The sequence below is a fragment of the Streptomyces decoyicus genome, assembly GCF_019880305.1.
In the GTDB taxonomy this organism is placed as follows: domain Bacteria; phylum Actinomycetota; class Actinomycetes; order Streptomycetales; family Streptomycetaceae; genus Streptomyces; species Streptomyces decoyicus.
In genome coordinates this window covers 6,256,605-6,272,676 of record NZ_CP082301.1, presented here as the reverse complement: position 1 = coordinate 6,272,676, position 16,072 = coordinate 6,256,605, and the positions used below count along the sequence as shown (strand labels likewise).

Genomic DNA, 16,072 nt, shown 5'->3' with positions numbered 1-16,072 from the left:
CTTTTCGGTCCTCACCGGCGGAGCACCCCCGTTGCCCAGTCCCTACCGCGCCATCTTCGGCCGCCCCGGCACCAAGTCGTTCTCGGCCGCCGGACTGCTGGGCCGGATGCCCCTGTCGATGATGGGCATCGGCATCGTCACGATGATCTCCCAGCTGACCGGCCGCTACGGCCTGGCCGGCGCGTTGTCCGCGACCCTCGCGCTGTCCGCCGCGGTCCTGGGCCCGCAGATCTCCCGGCTGGTGGACCGGCACGGGCAGAGCCGGGTGCTGCGCCCCGCCACCCTGGTGTCGATCGCCGCGGTCGCCGGTCTGCTGCTGAGCGCGCAGCAGCGCTGGGCGGACTGGCTGCTGTTCGCCTTCGCGGCCTGTGCGGGGTGTGTGCCGAGCGTCGGCTCGATGATCCGGGCGCGCTGGGCGGAGCTCTACCAGGGCTCCCCGCGCGAGCTGCACACGGCGTATTCGTGGGAGTCGATCGTCGACGAGACGTGCTTCATCTTCGGGCCGATCCTGTCCATCGGCCTGTCCACCGCATGGTTCCCGGAGGCCGGGCCGCTGCTGGCCGCCGGTTTCCTGGCCGTGGGGGTCTTCTGGCTGACGGCGCAGCGTGCGACGGAGCCGGTGCCGCATCCGCGTGAGCAGCACGCCAAGGGGTCCGCGCTGCGCTCGCGGGGGCTACAGGTGCTGGTGGTGACGTTCGTGGCCACCGGCGCGATCTTCGGGGCGATCGACGTGGTCACGGTTGCGTTCGCCGAGGAGGCCGGGCACAAGGCGGCGGCCAGTCTGGTGCTGGCGGTCTACGCGCTCGGCTCCTGTGCGGCCGGTGCGGTCTTCGGGCTGCTGCACCTGAAGGGCCATCCGTCCGGCCGCTGGGTGGTGGGGGTGTGCGTGATGGCGGTGAGCATGGTGCCGCTGCAACTGGCGGGCTCGCTGCCGCTGCTGGCCGTCGCGATGTTCGTCGCCGGGCTGTCCGTCGCCCCGACGATGGTGACGACGATGGCGCTGGTCGAGGAGCATGTGCCGCGGGCGAAGCTGACCGAGGGCATGACCTGGACCAGTACCGGCCTGGCGGTGGGCGTCGCGCTGGGTGCGTCGGCGGCCGGCTGGGTGGTGGACGCCGCCGGGGCCGCCCGGGGCTATCTGGTGCCGGGGACAGCAGGGGTGCTCGCCGCGCTGGTGGCGTTCGCGGGCTACCGCAGGCTCCGCCCGCAGCCCGCCCCTCCGGTGACGGGCGCGGCCGTGGCCGGCGGTGAGCCCGGTGGGCCCGTCACGGCCAACGAGCGGCAGGGCGAGGAGAGCGTCGCCTAGGCACGTCCGCAGGAGCCCGGCCGGACCACTCCGTACGGGTCCGGTCAGCCGGAGCGGGCGAACCCGCGCCGCCCGTCGGCGAGTTACCGGCGGTACGACATGTCCGGGAGCCGGGCGATTCCAGCCGATTCCTTGATCCTGTGATTCCCGTCACCCCACCTGAACCGCGCGTCGGTGACTGACATCATGCGCTCACACCAAGGCGGCCGAACCCGGCCCGCCCGCGTGGAGGGAGGGGACGTCACATGGCTCTCAGCAACGCCGTCGGCGGCTCAGGAGGGCGCGGCCCGACGGCCGGGCCATGGCGCAACTGGGCGGGCAATGTCACCGCCCGCCCTGCCCGGAGCGTCGCCCCGGCGAGCACCGAGGAGCTGGCGGCCGCGGTCCGTGCCGCCGCCGAGGACGGGCTGACGGTCAAGGCCGCCGGCAGCGGTCACTCCTTCACCCCGGCGGCCGCCACGGACGGGCTGCTGGTCCGCCCCGACCGGCTGACCGGGATCCGCCGGATCGACCGCGAGGCGGGCACGGTGACGGTGGCGGCAGGTACACCGCTCAAGCGCCTCAACGAGACGCTCGCCGCGCACGGACTGTCGCTGGCCAACATGGGCGACATCATGGAGCAGACGGTCGCCGGGGCGGCCGCCACCGGCACGCACGGCACCGGCCGCGACTCGGCATCGATCGCCGCCCAGATCACCGCCCTGGAACTGGTCACCGCCGACGGTTCGGTCCTGACCTGTTCCGCCGCGGAGAACCCGGATGTCTTCGCCGCGGCACGGCTGGGCCTGGGTGCGCTGGGCGTGGTCAGCGAGCTCACCTTCGCCGTGGAACCGGAGTTCTTGCTGACCGCCCGCGAGGAGCCGATGGCCTTCGACGAGGTGACGGCCCGGTTCGACGAGCTGGTCGCCGAGAACGAGCACTTCGAGTTCTACTGGTTCCCGCACACCGGCAGTTGCAACACCAAGCGCAACAACCGCAGCCAGGGCCCGGCGGCACCACCCGGGAAGGTCAGTGGCTGGGTCGAGGACGAGCTGCTGTCCAACGGGGTCTTCCAGCTCGTCTGCACCATCGGCCGGGCGGTACCGGCCGCCATACCGGGCATCGCCAAGATCTCCAGCCGCGCGCTGTCGGCCCGTACGTACACCGACATCCCGTACAAGGTGTTCACCTCGCCACGGCGGGTGCGGTTCGTGGAGATGGAGTACGCACTCCCCCGCGCGGCCGCGGTGGCGGCGCTGGGTGAACTCAAGGCCCTGGTGGAACGCTCGGACTTCAAGGTCAGCTTCCCGGTGGAGGTGCGGACCGCGCCCGCCGACGACATCACGCTGTCCACCGCGTCGGGCCGGGACACCGTCTACCTCGCCGTACACATGTACCGCGGGACACCCTACGAGGCGTATTTCGCGGCCGCCGAGCGGATCATGACGGCACACGACGGGCGCCCGCACTGGGGGAAGCTGCACACCCGCGATGCCGCCTACCTTGCCGACGCCTATCCGCGGTTCGGTGAATTCACCGCGGTGCGCGAACGGCTGGACCCGGAACGCCGGTTCGCCAACGCCTATCTGCGACGGGTCCTGGGGGACTGACGACGACGGCTGCGACCCGGCGCCCTGTAGTGGGGACCGGGTCGCAGCCGTCGCGGGTCTGTCTCATACGGACGGTCCGCCTCATACAGACGGTCCGCCTCTTCTCAGGAGGAGGCGCCGGGGTCGGGGTCCGGCGCACCGGACTGCTGCCCGTCCGGACGGTCACCCTGGCTCCCGCCGTCGGTCGAACCGTCACCCGAACCGGTGCCGTCGTCGTCGGCCGAGCCGCTCGGGGACGGGTTCGGGGACGAGGGCGAGTCGGGGTCCGGCGAGGTCTTGCCGCCGTCGGACGGGTCCGGGTCCGGCGACGGGGTGCCGCGGTCCGTTCCCTTGCCCGTGCCCGTGTCGCCCGACGTGCCCGGGTCCGGACTGGGCCGGTCACCGTTCCCGTGCCGCCTGCCGTCGTCCGGGGAGCGGCCGGTACCGGGCGACTGCGGGGTCCGGGGCTGCTGCCGGCCCGATCCTCCGGTGTGGGTGAGGTTGCTCAGCGTGGTGCCCTGCGCGCCGCTCGGCGTCTGCCCGGTGATCAGCTCGGTACCGGTGACCACCCCCATGGCGAGCGCGAAGACCGCGAGCGCGCCGATCGCCGGCCGCTTCCAGCCCCGCAGCCGGGTGCCGTACGTCGCGGTACTGAGCTCCTCGGGCGGGCCGCCCGGGTGCCGCGCGGCCGGGACACCGGCCGGGCGGGCGGCCGCCTGACCCGGCGCCATGTTCCGCTCGTCGAGACGCGGCACCAGCTGCGTCCGGTCGGCGGGCCGCCCCGGGCCGGTCCCTTCCACCGCGCGCAGGGCGCGGGTCGCATCGGGGTCGACGGGTCGCAGCAGCCGCGTCGCGTCATCGTCCTGCGGGGCGGGGTGGGCGCCTGCCGGGTCGCGCCGACGGGCCTGTTCGACCCGCGGGATCAGCTGCGTACGGGCCGTGCCGGGCCCGGTCGTCCTGGCGGCCACGGAGGTGACCTTGTCCTCCGCGCCCTCCTTGTCGAAGGTCGGCAGCACCATCGTGGAGGTGGCCTGCCGGGCGTCCGGTGTGGTGGATCGAGTGCGGGCGGAGGAGAAGCGGCGTGGCTTCGGCCGCGTGGTGACCGTCGCTTCCTTGAGCTGTTCGCCGGTGCGCCGGAACAGGTGCTGGAATATCGAGCCGCCCGTGGTGGCCACGACACTGACCACACCCGCGCCGATGATGGTTCCGTAGACGCCGAGCCGGCCCGCGAGGTACGCGGCGACCGCCGCGGCAAGCGCGCTGCCGGCCACCTGAGCAATGCTCAGGTTTATCCGCTTCTCCTTCTTCTTCGTGTCGCTTTCGGTTTCTTCGTCCATCTCCAACCTTTGATAGCCCCTTCGATCCATCTTGCATGGAGAAGTGACCATTCGGCGGAGCCAAAAGTTCCGATTTTGGGGACTCTGTGAAAATCGCCACCTGCGTGCCAGGTAGAGAGATCGACAAGACGACCAGACTCCGTTGCCCGCCCAGAAGTTCAGCGGCGCGGCGGTCCACCTCAGTGGTCCGAATGGAGTACTGTGGCGAGCCCTGGCCCCGGTTCCCGTCCGGCTGCCCGGAACCCATGGGAGGGGGCCATGAAGGCGGCACTCACCCCGGGGCACCGCCGCTCGGAACGGGTGAACGGCGACAGGGCAAGCGGCATGGTCACTGAGCGTGGCGAACAGGTAACCGTGTCATAACGGCGTTTCAGGGCCAAGCCCCGACACGCCGGGCAACTCGGCAATGTTGTGGCAGGCTGCACCCGGGCAGGCCACACTCGACTAGCGGAAGCAGCGACGCGAGTGACGTCGGCAGGCACCACCCGGGAGGTCCCCATGCCCGAACTGCGTGTCGTGGCCGTCTCCAACGACGGCACACGGCTGGTGCTCAAAGCTGCGGACAGCACCGAGTACACGCTTCCGATCGACGAACGGCTGCGCGCCGCCGTCCGCAACGACCGTGCGCGTCTCGGCCAGATCGAGATCGAGGTCGAGAGCCATCTGCGTCCGCGGGACATCCAGGCACGTATAAGAGCCGGTGCCTCTGCCGAAGAGGTCGCCCAGCTCGCCGGCATCCCCGTCGACCGGGTGCGCCGCTTCGAGGGCCCGGTGCTCGCCGAGCGCGCCTTCATGGCCGAACGAGCCCGCAAGACCCCCGTGCGGCGGCCCGGCGAGAACACCGGTCCGCAGCTCGGCGAGGCGGTCGCGGAGCGGCTGTTGCTGCGCGGCGCCGACAAGGAGAGCGTGCAGTGGGACTCCTGGCGCCGGGACGACGGCACCTGGGAGGTGCTGCTGGTCTACCGCGTCGCGACCGAACCGCACTCCGCGAGCTGGACGTACGACCCGCCGCGGCGGCTCGTACAGGCCGTGGACGACGAGGCGCGGGCGCTGATCGGCGAGAGCGACGACACGCCCGAGCCGAGCTTCCCGTTCGTGCCCCGGATCGCGCGGCTGCCGCGCGACCGGCCGCTGGACCGCGCGTTGGACCGGCAGACGTCCGAACGCGGCGAGCGTACGGCGCAGTCCGGCGGCGAGGACGACGAGGCGGTCGCGGAGGAGGCTGCCGCCGGTGAGCGGGAGCGCGAGCGGGATTCGCTGACCAGCCTGCTGGAGGCGGTACCGAGTTTCCGTGGCGACATGGTCGTACCGGAGAGCGTGACGTCGGCGCAGGGCGAAGAAGAGTCCGAGGCCGAGGTCGAGGAGCCGCCCGCTCCGGCGGCCAGCGCGGGCGCGGGTTCCGCGTACGCCGATGTGCTGATGCCGCGTGCGGTGGCCGGCCATCGCGACCGGCTGACGGGGACGACGGACCGGCAGGCCGAGGCGGACGGCGTACGTCCCGGGCGCCGTGCCGCGGTGCCCAGTTGGGACGAGATCGTCTTCGGCACCCGGCGCAAGAAGCCGGAGTAGCGAGGGGCCCCGGGCCGTCCCGCCGCGTACACCCCCGTCCGCCCGCCCCCTGGAAGCAGGGACCGGGCGGACGGCGTCGTACGACACCCCGTCACGGGGCCCGGCGGGGGCTCAGCCGGGCTGCGGGCCGGTGGCGACCGGACGGGACGGGTCGGCCGACCACTCGCTCCAGGAGCCGACGTACAGGGCGGCGGGGACACCCGCGACCGCGAGGGCAAGCACCTGCTGGGCGGCGGAGACCCCGGAGCCGCAGTACACACCGACCTCCGCGTCCGCCGTGGCGCCCAGCGACGCGAAGCGCTTGGCCAGTTCCGACGCGTCGCGGAAGACGGTGCCGCCCTCGACGACGTTCTCGGTCGTCGGGGCGGACACGGCGCCCGGGATGTGGCCGGCGACCTTGTCGATGGGTTCGACCTCACCGCGGTAGCGCTCGGCGGCCCGTGCGTCCAGCAGGACTCCACGGCGGGCCAGGGCGGCCGCGTCATCGGCCCGCAGCAGCGGCAGCCCGCCGGGTACCGGGGTGAAGTCACCTGCCTGGGGAACCGGTTGATCGACGCTCAGCTCGCCGCCGGACGCCTGCCAGGCGGCGAGACCACCATCCAGGACACGCACGTCCGGGTGACCGGTCCAGCGCAGCAGCCACCAGGCGCGGGCGGCCGCCCAGCCCTGGCCGCCGTCGTAGGCGACCACGGGGCGGTCCGTACGGACACCGGCGGCCCGCATGGCGTCGGCGAAGACGTCGAGGTCGGGGAGCGGGTGCCGGCCGCCCGGACCGGGAGGCGAGGCGAGCTCGCTCTCGAGATCGACGTAGACCGCGCCGGGCACATGGCCGGCCTCGTACACGGGACGACCGGGCGGGCCACCGAGTTGGTAGCGGACGTCCAGGAGCACCGGCGCGGTGGGCTGCGCCAACTCGCTCGCGAGTTCGGTAGCGGTGATGATGGCATTCATGGGACTCATCCTTGCGTAGCGACGACTACGTACAGAAGGTGGGTGTCCACCCTCCGTATGACGCAGTTACACCCTCCAGTAACACCTCTGGAACGGATGGGAAACGTCAAAACGGGCATTCTCCCTCGCGAACGAGCCATGGACGGCGCGGCCGGGGCGCGCGCCAGGTCACAGGGTGCGAGCATCTGCTCGGGACCCGCGCCCGTGGCGCACATGGTCAGCACCCGATGCTCCGAGGAGAGAGTGACAATGACGACCGAGGCAGCGACCCGGCGGATGCACGGCGCGCCCTGCTGGGTGAGCCTCCTGGCCCACAGCCTGTCCGCGACGCAGGAATTCTACGGCGCGCTGTTCGGCTGGGAGTTCCGCCCGGGACCGCAGCATTTCGGTCCGTACGCCCGGGCTTTCCTCGACGACCGGGAAGTCGCCGGGGTCGGCGAGCTGGCGCCCGACCGCCATCTTCCGGTCGCCTGGACCACCTATCTGGCCAGCGACGACACGGATGCGACGGCCGAGCAGATCCGTTCCTGCGGTGGGACGGTGGGCGTCGGGCCGCTGGATGCGGACGACGACGCGGGGCGGATGGCGATCGCCTCCGACCCGCAGGGCGCGATCTTCGGCATCTGGCAGGGCAGGTCGATGATGGGCACCACGATCACCGGGGAGCCGGGCACCCCGGCATGGAACGAGCTGGTCACCAGGGACACCAGCTCCGTCCTGCCGTTCTACGAGCATGTCTTCGGCTATGAGGCGGAGCCCGTGGTCTCGGCCGACTTCGACTATCTGACGCTGCATCTCAAGGACCACCCGGTGGCCGGCATCCATGGCGTGGGCAACTCCCTGCCGCGCGACCGGGGCTCCCACTGGATGACGTACTTCGCCGTCACCGACACGGACGCGGCGGCCCGCCGGGTCACCCAGCTGGGCGGACATGTGCTGCATCCCGCCCGGGACTCCGCGCACGGCCGGCTGGCGACGGTCACCGACAGCGAGGGTGCCGCCTTCACGATCATCCAGCGGAGCTGAGGGACGGTCACACCAGGCGCTGCCCCGTCCACGGTGGCCGCCGTGCCGGTGAGCCACACCCGGTCACGGCCGTACGAGCGGCCCTGACGCCGCCCGGTGGCCGGGCCTACTTCGCGCTGTCGACCGGCAGTACGTCCGGGGAGAGCGCCGCCGCGCGGGTGGCCGCCGAGGTCTGACGGCGGCGGTGGTGACGCCGGCACAGCACCTCGTAGCCGACCTCGGCGTAGGGGCTGTCCACATCGCCGACGACATCGCCGACCACGACCTGGGCGCCCTCGACGACCATGCGCCCGTCGACCGTACGGGCATTGTGCGTCGCGCGGGCGCCGCACCAGCACAGCGCCTCGACCTGCAACACCTCTATCCGGTCGGCCAGTTCGACCAGGCGCTGGGAGCCGGGGAAGAGCTTGCTGCGGAAGTCGGTGGTGATACCGAAGGCGAAGACGTCCAGTTCGAGGTCGTCGACGACGCGGGCGAGCTGGTCGACCTGTCCGGGGGCGAGGAACTGTGCCTCGTCGACGATGACGTAGTCGACCCGGCCGCCGGAGGAGAGGTGGCCGACCGCATGCGTGTAGAAGTCCATGTCGTGCGCCGCCTCGACGGCCTCGGTGACCAGGCCGAGGCGGGAGGAGAGCTTGCCGCGGCCGGCCCGGTCGTTGCGGCTGTAGATCATGCCTTGCAGTCCGCGGGAGGAGCGGTTGTGCTCGATCTGCAGAGCAAGTGTCGACTTTCCGCAGTCCATCGTTCCGGAGAAGAACACCAGCTCGGGCATGGGAAGTTGCGGGCCTTTCAGGCTCGTACGGAGGAGGGCGGGGCGGCGTGCGGACGGCGGGCAGTGCAGGTCAGGTGCGGACTTCCAGGAGCGGCACCAGCTGCTCCACCGGGGTCATCGAACCGTGCATGCCGACCATCTCCGACTCACGGGGCTCTCGTTCGGTCGCGATGATCACCATGTCGGCGTGCGCGGCCGCCACGACATCGCCGATCCGGGCACGCACCCGGTCGTCGACCTGCGGTCCGAACCACCCCGCGGCGATGGCCTCTTCGCGGCTCGCCACCCACATCTGCTCACCGACCACCTCGCGCCAGACGGCGAGCACATCGGCGGCCGCGCCCGGGTGGGCGTAGACGTGCCGGGCCCGGCCCTCGCCGCCCAACAGGCGTACGCCGGCGCGCAGTTCCCAGTCCTCGTCGAAGTCGATCCGGGAATCGGGGTCGAAGGGGATGTCGATCATGCCGTGGTCGGCGGTGATGTAGAGGGCGCTGCGCGGCGGCAGCTGTTCGGCCAGCCGCTGGGCGAGCCGGTCGACGTACATCAACTGGCCGCGCCAGGCGTCGGAGTTGACGCCGTAGCGGTGTCCCTTGCCGTCGACCTCGGAGTAGTAGGTGTAGACCAGCGAACGGTCGCCGGCGGCGAGCTGCTCGGCGGCCAGGTCCATCCGCTCCTCGCCGGAGAGCCGGCCGTGGAACGTACCGCCGCTGAGCGCGACCTGGGTGAGCGGGGTGTGCTGGAAGTTCGGTGCGGAGACCTGGCAGGTGTGGATCCCGGCGGCGTCCGCGCGCTGGAAGACCGTCGGATACGGCTGCCAGGCATACGGGTCGGTCCACGGATACCAGCGCAGCTGGTTCATCAGGGCGCCGGTGGCCGGGTCCTCGCAGGTGTATCCGGGCAGGCCGTGGGCGCCCGGCGGCAGGCCGGTGCCGACCGAGGCGAGGGAGGTGGCGGTGGTGGAGGGGAAGCCCGCGGTAAGCGGGCGGCCGCTGCCGTTGAACGACGTGCCCAGGAGGGAGGTGAGAAACGGCGCCTCCTCCGGGTGGGCGCGCAGCAGCTCCCAGCCGAGGCCGTCGATCAGGAAGACGCAGGCCCGGTCGGCGGGGGCCAGTTCCATCGTGGTGGCGAGGCCGGTCATCCCCAGCCCCGTGGTGATGGTGGGCAGCAGATCGGCGAGCGAGCCGGTGCCGTACCGGGGTACGGGGGCGCTGAGCGGGTCGAGCGGTTCGGGTTCCGGCCAGGCGGGGGCGATGTGGACCATCAGCGGGGGCTGGGGGTGGCCGCGGTGGCCTCGGAGAGCGCCTGGGCGAAGGTGAGCGTCTCGCGCACCGAGTCCGGGCCATCACCGGCCTCGCTGACCCGCAGCGAGAGGTCGTCGGCGGTGGAGGAGCCCGTATAGCCGTGGTCCGCCTCGCAGTTGGGGTCGCCGCAGGCGGCGGGCTCCAGGTCCAGGCGGGCGACCGCGCCCCAGCCGATGGTGAGCACGACCTCACGGGGCAGCTGGCCCGGGGTGTACGACTCGGGGTTGGCGACCACCCGGCTGAGCACCACAGAGGAGATCCGGCTCAGCTTCACGGATTCGGTGGAGGTGGTGGCGTACGGCGACGGGGAGGTGGCGTCGGCCGCCTGCTCGTCGGTGTGGCTGACGATGAAGCGGGTGCCGGTCAGGACCAGGACCGTGACATGGCGGCGGACCTCGTTGGCGTCGAAGGTCGTCTCCTGATGGACGAGGTACGACACCACGGGCTCACCGCCGACCGCGGCCTGCACCGCCTCGGCCACGAGCGTCGGGTAATAGCCGCTGCGCTCGATCGCCGCGCGCAGCCCCTGGGTCGTCGTACCGGTCTTAGCCATGGGGTCCATCTTACGGGGCGTACCGGGCCGCGAGAGCCTCAGTAGACGGGCAGCCGGCGGGGGCCGAGGTCAGTGGTGGCAGGGGCGGGGGCCAGACGCACGGTCGCCCCCAGTACGGAGAGGCCGTGTGCGGCGACGACGACCGGTTCGAGGTCGACGCCGACGACCTCGGGGTGGTCGTCGACCAGCCGGGAGACGCGCAGCAGCAGCTCCGAAAGCGCCGCGGTGTCCACGGGCTGGGAGCCGCGCCAGCCGAACAGCAGCGGGGCGGCGCGGATCGAGCGGATCTGTTCGATGACGTCGCGGTCGGTGGCGGGGATGAGGCGGTGGGCGATGTCGCCGAGCAGCTGGGAGGGCGCCCCGGCCAGGCCGAAGGAGAGGACGGCACCGGCGGCGGGGTCGATGGCGGCACGGATGACCGTGTCGACGCCGCGCGGCACCATCGACTGGACGACCGGACGCAGCTCCTCCGGGGAGCCCAGGAAATCGGTCAATTCGGAGTATGTACGGCGAAGTTCGGCCTCGCCGGCGATGTCGAGACGGACCCCGCCGAGGTCGGCGCGGTGGCGTAGATGGGGTGCGGTGGTCTTGAGGGCCACCGGGTAGCCGAGGCGGGCGGCGGCGCGGACGGCGGTGTCCGGGTCGGGGGCCGGGAGGACGGGGCGGGTGTGGATGCCGTAGCGGGCGAGCAGGGCCTCGGCGTCCTGGGGCGGCACCGGGACGGAGCGGCCCGTGGGGGCGTCGGGGGTCAGCCGCCCGAGGAGGCGCTCGATGTCGGCGCCGGCCGCCGCCTCCTGGATGTCGTCGTACTCGGGCACCCGGCCCGGTTCGGCGGCCTCCCGGCGCCAGGCGGCGTAGCGGACGGCCTCGGCGAGGGAGCGCACGGCGCGCTCGGCGGCGGGGTAGGCGGGGATACGGAGGGGGGCACGGCGAGGCCGGGGCGGGGTGTTGGCCTCGGCGTCGCGGGCCGGGGCCTGCTGCCGTCCGGAGAGGGTGGGCGGCGGGCCGGGGGGAACCAGGGGGCGTGGGCGGTTCGGGGGGCTGTGCGGTGCCTGCGGGACCTGTGAGGTCCCGGCAGGCACGGAAGCCGGGTCCGCGGGGCGTGCCGACTCGTCGCCGGCAGGGGATGCGGGTCCGGGCGATTGTGCCGTTGCCGGCTCTGGTCCCCGTCCTGGGTCCGGTCCTGGGTCCAGTGTCGGTGTCGGTTCCGGTGCCGCGAGTGCCTCGGCGAGATCGTCCATGGCGAGGTGGACGACCGTGACCGGCTTCTCCGGATGCGCCGCGGCCGCGGTACGCAGCGCAGCCGCGAGCGCGGCGCCCTCGCTGTCGGCCGGGGAGACGGCGGCCCCCTCCCCCACCCAGGGGATGGCCGTGACGACCACGGCATCGCAGCCGTCGCCGGACAGCGCCTCGGCGAGCGCGGCCCGGAAGTCGTCGGGTGTGGCGGCCGAGGGCAGTACATGGGGGCGCTGCGGGCGCAGGCCCTCGGTCAGACAGGCGTCGTACGCGAGCAGCGCCAGCGACTCGGAGTTGCCGAGGATGGCGATGCGCGGACCGGCCGGCAGTGGCTGGGAGGCCAGCAGCAGACCGGCGTCGATCAGCTCGGTGACCGTGTCGACGCGGATCACGCCGGCCTGGCGCATCAGGGCGGCGACGGTGCTGTCGGGGACACGGACCGTGGGCACGGCGTGGCCGGGCGGGGCGGTGCCGTTGTGCCGGGCCCCCTTGGCGACCACGACCGGTTTGACGGCGGCGGTGCGACGGGCGAGCCGGGCGAATTTGCGGGGGTTGCCGATGGACTCCAGATACAGGATCACGACGTCGGTGTCCGGGTCGTCGTACCAGTACTGGAGCAGGTCGTTGCCGGAGACGTCGGCGCGGTTGCCGGCCGAGACGAAGGCGGAGATGCCGGCGATACCGCCGTCACCGGGGCCGCGCGCATGCAGTCCGCTGAGCAGGGCGATGCCGATGGCACCGGACTGGGTGAACAGGCCGATGTGGCCGGCGCCGGGCATCTGGGGTGCGAGGGAGGCGTTCAGCCGGACGTCGGGGGCGGTGTTGATCAGCCCGAAGGCGTTGGGCCCGACGAGCCGCATGCCGTACGAGCGGGCCTGGCGGAGCAGGGCGCGCTGCCGCTCCCGGCCGTCCTGGCCCGCCTCGGCGTAACCGGACGACAGGATCAGCACGCCCTGGACGCCGTGTTCACCGCAGTCGCGGACCACGTCGGGGACGTGGTCCGCGGGGACGGCGATGACGGCGAGGTCGACCGGGTCGGGAATCTCCCGCAGGGCGCGGACGGCAGGCACGTCTTCGGGATGCAGCCGCGGCATGTCTTCGGGGAAGGCGTGGTTGACGGCGTGCACACGGCCCGTGAAACCGGAGTCCAGGAGGCTGCGCAGGGCGGTGCGGCCGACGCCGCCGGGGGTACGACCGGCACCGATGACGGCGACCGAGCCCGGGGCGAGCAGCCGCTGCACGGAGCGGGCCTCGGCGCGCTGCTCACGGCCGCGCATCACGGCCATGGACTGCTCGGTCGGCTCCAGGTCGAACTCCAGACGGACCACACCGTCTTCGAAGGTGCGCTTCTGGGTGTAGCCCGCGTCCGTGAACACCTTGATCATCTTGGAGTTCGCGGGGAGCACCTCGGCGGCGAACCGGCGGATGCCGCGCTCGCGGGCGACGGCCGCGATGTGCTCCAGGAGGGCAGAGGCGACACCGCGGCCCTGGTGGGCGTCCTGGACGAGGAAGGCGACCTCGGCCTGGTCGTCCTCGGGGTTCTTGGCGGGCAGCCCCTGGTCGTTGATCCGGTCGTAGCGGACGGTGGCGATGAACTCGCCGCCGACGAGGGCGGCGAGCCCGACCCGGTCGACGTAGTCGTGGTGGGTGAAGCGGTGTACATCGCGGTCGGACAGGCGCGGGTAGGGCGCGAAGAAGCGGTAGTACTTCGACTCGTCCGAGACCTGTTCGTAGAAGGAGACCAGCCGCTCGGCGTCATCCGGGGTGATGGGGCGGATCCGTGCCGTGCCGCCGTCACGCAGCACCACGTCGGCTTCCCAGTGGGTCGGGTATGCGTGGTCCGGCGGCTTCTGCATGCCGACAGGGTACGACCGGGCGCCGACAACCGGCGCCGCGCGCGTACGCTCGGGTGCGGGGCAGTCCGGCGCGGTCGTAGGGACATACGGACCGGCCCGGTCTGCCGAGCCTCCGTTGGGGGACCAATAACCGCAAAAGGCCAGGCCTCAGGGCTGCGGAGCACTTCCGGCAGCGTGAGAGACTGGTCTAGACAACAGTCACGACTTTGAAGGGCAACACCATGGCTGAGCGCCGCGTCAATGTCGGTTGGGCCGAGGGCCTGCACGCCCGCCCCGCGTCGATCTTCGTCCGTGCGGCCACCGCCTCCGGCGTCCCGATGACGATCGCCAAGGCTGATGGCAACCCCGTCAACGCGGCCTCCATGCTCGCGGTCCTGGGTCTGGGCGCCCAGGGCGGCGAGGAGATCGTGCTGGCCTCCGACGCCGAGGGCGCCGAGGAGGCACTCGACCGCCTGGCCAAGCTCGTCGCCGAGGGTCTCGAGGAGCTCCCCGAGACCGTCTGAGTCCGCCAGGACCTCCGCATGCGGCGGCCCCGCCGCGGCGACCGGTGACCGGTGACCGGTTGCCGCGGCGGGGCCGTTTCCGTGTGCCGGGATCCGGTCGCTGTGCCTGTGGCCGGGATATCGATACACGCGCTCACTGCATGCACCGTACGCATTACCGCATGAGGAGCTGGAATTCCGGGCGGCCCGGCATGCGCAATGCGCTATGCGCAAGAATTAGCGCGCATTCCTCCCTGTCCCACGTGCCGAAAAATAGGCAGCGGAATTCGGGCTGAAGGCGGACCAAAAAGGGGAAGCCGCCCCGGCTGCCGGAGGAATATTCGCGCTTCTTTGTATACGGGGCCATTGTTAAGGGCGGGCGCGCGCCGTGTTGACGCGTGGTTTCGGATCCCTCACTTCCGTCTTGGCGGGGCGCCGCAGCCGGTACACCGGGAGCGAGCGCTCGACATGAGCCGCCATCAGGGCGCGGGCCCGTTCCGCGTCCCCCCGGGCCACCGCGTCCAGCACCGCACCGTGTTCGTCCCACGACTCCCCGGCCCGGGCCGGCAGTTCCACCACGTACATCCACTCGATCTTGCGCCGCAGCTGGGTGAGCAACGCCGTCAGGCTGGGGCTGCCGGCCGCCTGGGCCAGCGTCTCGTGGAACCAGCCGTCCAGTTGGCGCAGATCGGCGGGGTTGCCGTGACGGGCCCGCTCGCGGCCGAGCCGTACCAGGCCACGGAGCACCTTGAGGTGCGCCGGGCTGCGGCGGGCTGCCGCACGAGCGGCCCCCAGCGGCTCCAACAGGGCGCGGACGGCGAGGAGATCGGCGGCCTCCTGCTCGGTGGGCTCGGCGACACAGGCGCCTGCGTGGTGGCGGGTGGTGACAAACCCTTCGGACTGCAGGGTGCGCAGCGCTTCACGGACCGGCACTCTGGAGACGCCGTACCGGGCCGCCAGGATCTCCTCGATCAGCCGGCTCCCCGGCGCCAGCGCACCGGAGACAATGTCGTCGCGAATCGCCGTGCACACCGCATGCGCGGAAATATGGCCTCGCATCTTCCGTGCCTCCGCCGTAATCCCCTGGAAACGCCGCCGGTCGGCGACTTTTCCGTGACTCTATTCGACCGGAACGGCTTTTCCGAAGGACTCCGGTTATTCATGGATATTTTTTGGCCAGCAGACGCGGGTCGCCGGCCCATGCGGCGCACGCACACCGCACGCCGGATAACGCCGAAGCCCCGGCCGTGTGGCCGGGGCTTCCGACGGATGCGCGGTGCGACGCGGGCCCTGCGAGGCGCGCGGCCGGGCGAGGCGGGAGATCAGGCGTTGACGCCGTGCGAGCGCAGGTAGGCGACCGGATCGATGTCCGAGCCGTAGTCGGCGCCGGTACGGGCTTCGAAGTGCAGGTGCGGGCCGGTGGTGTTGCCGGTGGAGCCGGAGAGGCCGATCTGCTGGCCCGGGGTGACGTGCTGGCCGACCGAAACGCCGAGCGACGACAGGTGACCGTACTGGGTGTACGTGCCGTCGTTCATCTTGATCACGATGTTGTTGCCGTACGCACCGCCCCAGCCGGCCTCGACGACGGTGCCCGCGCCGACCGCGTGGACGCTGGTGCCGGAGGCGGCGTGGAAGTCGATACCGGTGTGGCTGCCCGAGGACCACAGGCCGCTGGAGGCCTTGTACGAGGTGGAGACGTAGGAGTCCGCGACGGGGGCGACAAAGGTGTTGAGGCGCTTGCGCTCCGCCTCACGGGCGGCGCGCTCCTTGGCCTTGCGGGCGGCCTCGACGCGCTGCCTGGCCTCTTCGGCCTGCTTCTTGGCCACGGCCTCGGCCTTGGCCTTCGCCGCCGCGGCCTCGGCCTCTGCCTGCTGCGCGTCGGCCTGGGCCTCGACGTGGTTGGCGAGCTCGTCGCCCAGCACGACGGCCCGCTGCAGACCGGTGTCGTGGGTGCGCGCCTCGTCCGTGGCTGCCAGCGCCGGCGAGGCCACGGAGGCGACAACGCCGCCGGCCGCGAGGGTGGCTATGCCGGCGATGTTGCGGGTCGTTCGAGCGGGGCGGTTCGCACGACGGTGCTTCCCGGTGGCACGGATGAACGCCATGTGGCTGGCTTGT

13 protein-coding genes are annotated in these 16,072 nt (G+C 72.2%); 5 read left to right on the top strand and 8 right to left on the bottom strand.

From position 1 onward, the window contains the following. Positions 1-31 precede the first annotated feature (31 nt). Positions 32-1,306 carry an MFS transporter gene (locus tag K7C20_RS27645; RefSeq protein WP_053210050.1) on the top strand — a complete coding sequence of 425 codons (1,275 nt, stop codon included), beginning with the start codon at positions 32-34 and terminating at the stop codon, positions 1,304-1,306. A 245-nt stretch (positions 1,307-1,551) separates the two neighbouring features. Beyond that, on the top strand, positions 1,552-2,895 hold the full coding sequence (locus K7C20_RS27640) for a D-arabinono-1,4-lactone oxidase (RefSeq protein ID WP_030078424.1): 1,344 nt from the start codon (positions 1,552-1,554) through the stop codon (positions 2,893-2,895). 104 nt (positions 2,896-2,999) lie between these two features. Here the strand turns inward: K7C20_RS27640 and K7C20_RS27635 are convergent, their stop codons facing one another. Continuing rightward, positions 3,000-4,211, bottom strand: a complete 1,212-nt coding sequence (locus K7C20_RS27635; RefSeq protein WP_053210049.1) for a hypothetical protein — start codon at positions 4,209-4,211, stop codon at positions 3,000-3,002. A 498-nt stretch (positions 4,212-4,709) separates the two neighbouring features. On the opposite strand from K7C20_RS27635, the gene sepH reads away from it, so the two are divergent. Then, on the top strand, positions 4,710-5,780 hold the full coding sequence (sepH, locus tag K7C20_RS27630) for a septation protein SepH (protein ID WP_078953479.1): 1,071 nt from the start codon (positions 4,710-4,712) through the stop codon (positions 5,778-5,780). A gap of 111 nt (positions 5,781-5,891) precedes the next feature. Here sepH and K7C20_RS27625 read toward each other — a convergent pair whose 3' ends face one another. Then, positions 5,892-6,731 (bottom strand): sulfurtransferase, encoded by an 840-nt coding sequence (locus K7C20_RS27625; protein ID WP_030078420.1) that lies wholly within the window; start codon positions 6,729-6,731, stop codon positions 5,892-5,894. Between the two features lie 249 nt (positions 6,732-6,980). On the opposite strand from K7C20_RS27625, the gene K7C20_RS27620 reads away from it, so the two are divergent. Continuing rightward, positions 6,981-7,757: a VOC family protein gene (locus tag K7C20_RS27620; RefSeq protein ID WP_030078418.1), complete on the top strand. Its 777-nt coding sequence runs from the start codon at positions 6,981-6,983 to the stop codon at positions 7,755-7,757. 106 nt (positions 7,758-7,863) lie between these two features. On the opposite strand, the gene K7C20_RS27615 is transcribed toward K7C20_RS27620, so the two are convergent. The 4 genes from K7C20_RS27615 to K7C20_RS27600 all read right to left on the bottom strand — a co-directional run bounded on the left by K7C20_RS27615 (position 7,864) and on the right by K7C20_RS27600 (position 13,475). After that, entirely contained in the window at positions 7,864-8,529 is a 666-nt protein-coding gene (locus K7C20_RS27615; protein WP_030078416.1) for a thymidine kinase, read from the bottom strand. 70 nt (positions 8,530-8,599) lie between these two features. Further along, the gene (locus K7C20_RS27610; protein ID WP_030078414.1) at positions 8,600-9,790 is read right to left on the bottom strand and encodes an alkaline phosphatase family protein; all 1,191 of its coding nucleotides are present in this window, start codon (positions 9,788-9,790) and stop codon (positions 8,600-8,602) included. Continuing rightward, the gene (locus K7C20_RS27605; RefSeq protein ID WP_030078412.1) at positions 9,790-10,383 is read right to left on the bottom strand and encodes a DUF5998 family protein; all 594 of its coding nucleotides are present in this window, start codon (positions 10,381-10,383) and stop codon (positions 9,790-9,792) included. Before K7C20_RS27605 ends, K7C20_RS27610 begins: the two co-directional genes overlap by 1 nt. A gap of 38 nt (positions 10,384-10,421) precedes the next feature. After that, positions 10,422-13,475 (bottom strand): bifunctional acetate--CoA ligase family protein/GNAT family N-acetyltransferase, encoded by a 3,054-nt coding sequence (locus tag K7C20_RS27600; protein WP_030078410.1) that lies wholly within the window; start codon positions 13,473-13,475, stop codon positions 10,422-10,424. A gap of 221 nt (positions 13,476-13,696) precedes the next feature. Here K7C20_RS27600 and K7C20_RS27595 point away from each other — a divergent pair, with 221 nt between their 5' ends. Beyond that, complete coding sequence (locus tag K7C20_RS27595; protein ID WP_030990508.1) at positions 13,697-13,978, top strand: HPr family phosphocarrier protein; 282 nt, start codon at positions 13,697-13,699, stop codon at positions 13,976-13,978. A gap of 348 nt (positions 13,979-14,326) precedes the next feature. Here K7C20_RS27595 and K7C20_RS27590 read toward each other — a convergent pair whose 3' ends face one another. Next, complete coding sequence (locus tag K7C20_RS27590) at positions 14,327-15,016, bottom strand: GntR family transcriptional regulator (RefSeq protein ID WP_030990507.1); 690 nt, start codon at positions 15,014-15,016, stop codon at positions 14,327-14,329. A 263-nt stretch (positions 15,017-15,279) separates the two neighbouring features. Beyond that, a complete protein-coding gene (locus tag K7C20_RS27585; RefSeq protein ID WP_030078404.1) occupies positions 15,280-16,059 on the bottom strand; it encodes a M23 family metallopeptidase in 780 nt (259 codons plus the stop codon). Positions 16,060-16,072 lie beyond the last annotated feature (13 nt).

Coding starts and splice junctions, on each gene's coding strand:
- K7C20_RS27640 (WP_030078424.1), top strand. CDS start 1,552: ATGGCTCTCAGCAACGCCGTCGGCGGCTCAGGAGGGCGCGGCCCGACG.
- K7C20_RS27635 (WP_053210049.1), bottom strand. CDS start 4,211: ATGGACGAAGAAACCGAAAGCGACACGAAGAAGAAGGAGAAGCGGATA.
- sepH (WP_078953479.1), top strand. CDS start 4,710: ATGCCCGAACTGCGTGTCGTGGCCGTCTCCAACGACGGCACACGGCTG.
- K7C20_RS27625 (WP_030078420.1), bottom strand. CDS start 6,731: ATGAATGCCATCATCACCGCTACCGAACTCGCGAGCGAGTTGGCGCAG.
- K7C20_RS27620 (WP_030078418.1), top strand. CDS start 6,981: ATGACGACCGAGGCAGCGACCCGGCGGATGCACGGCGCGCCCTGCTGG.
- K7C20_RS27615 (WP_030078416.1), bottom strand. CDS start 8,529: ATGCCCGAGCTGGTGTTCTTCTCCGGAACGATGGACTGCGGAAAGTCG.
- K7C20_RS27610 (WP_030078414.1), bottom strand. CDS start 9,790: ATGGTCCACATCGCCCCCGCCTGGCCGGAACCCGAACCGCTCGACCCG.
- K7C20_RS27605 (WP_030078412.1), bottom strand. CDS start 10,383: ATGGCTAAGACCGGTACGACGACCCAGGGGCTGCGCGCGGCGATCGAG.
- K7C20_RS27600 (WP_030078410.1), bottom strand. CDS start 13,475: ATGCAGAAGCCGCCGGACCACGCATACCCGACCCACTGGGAAGCCGAC.
- K7C20_RS27595 (WP_030990508.1), top strand. CDS start 13,697: ATGGCTGAGCGCCGCGTCAATGTCGGTTGGGCCGAGGGCCTGCACGCC.
- K7C20_RS27590 (WP_030990507.1), bottom strand. CDS start 15,016: ATGCGAGGCCATATTTCCGCGCATGCGGTGTGCACGGCGATTCGCGAC.
- K7C20_RS27585 (WP_030078404.1), bottom strand. CDS start 16,059: ATGGCGTTCATCCGTGCCACCGGGAAGCACCGTCGTGCGAACCGCCCC.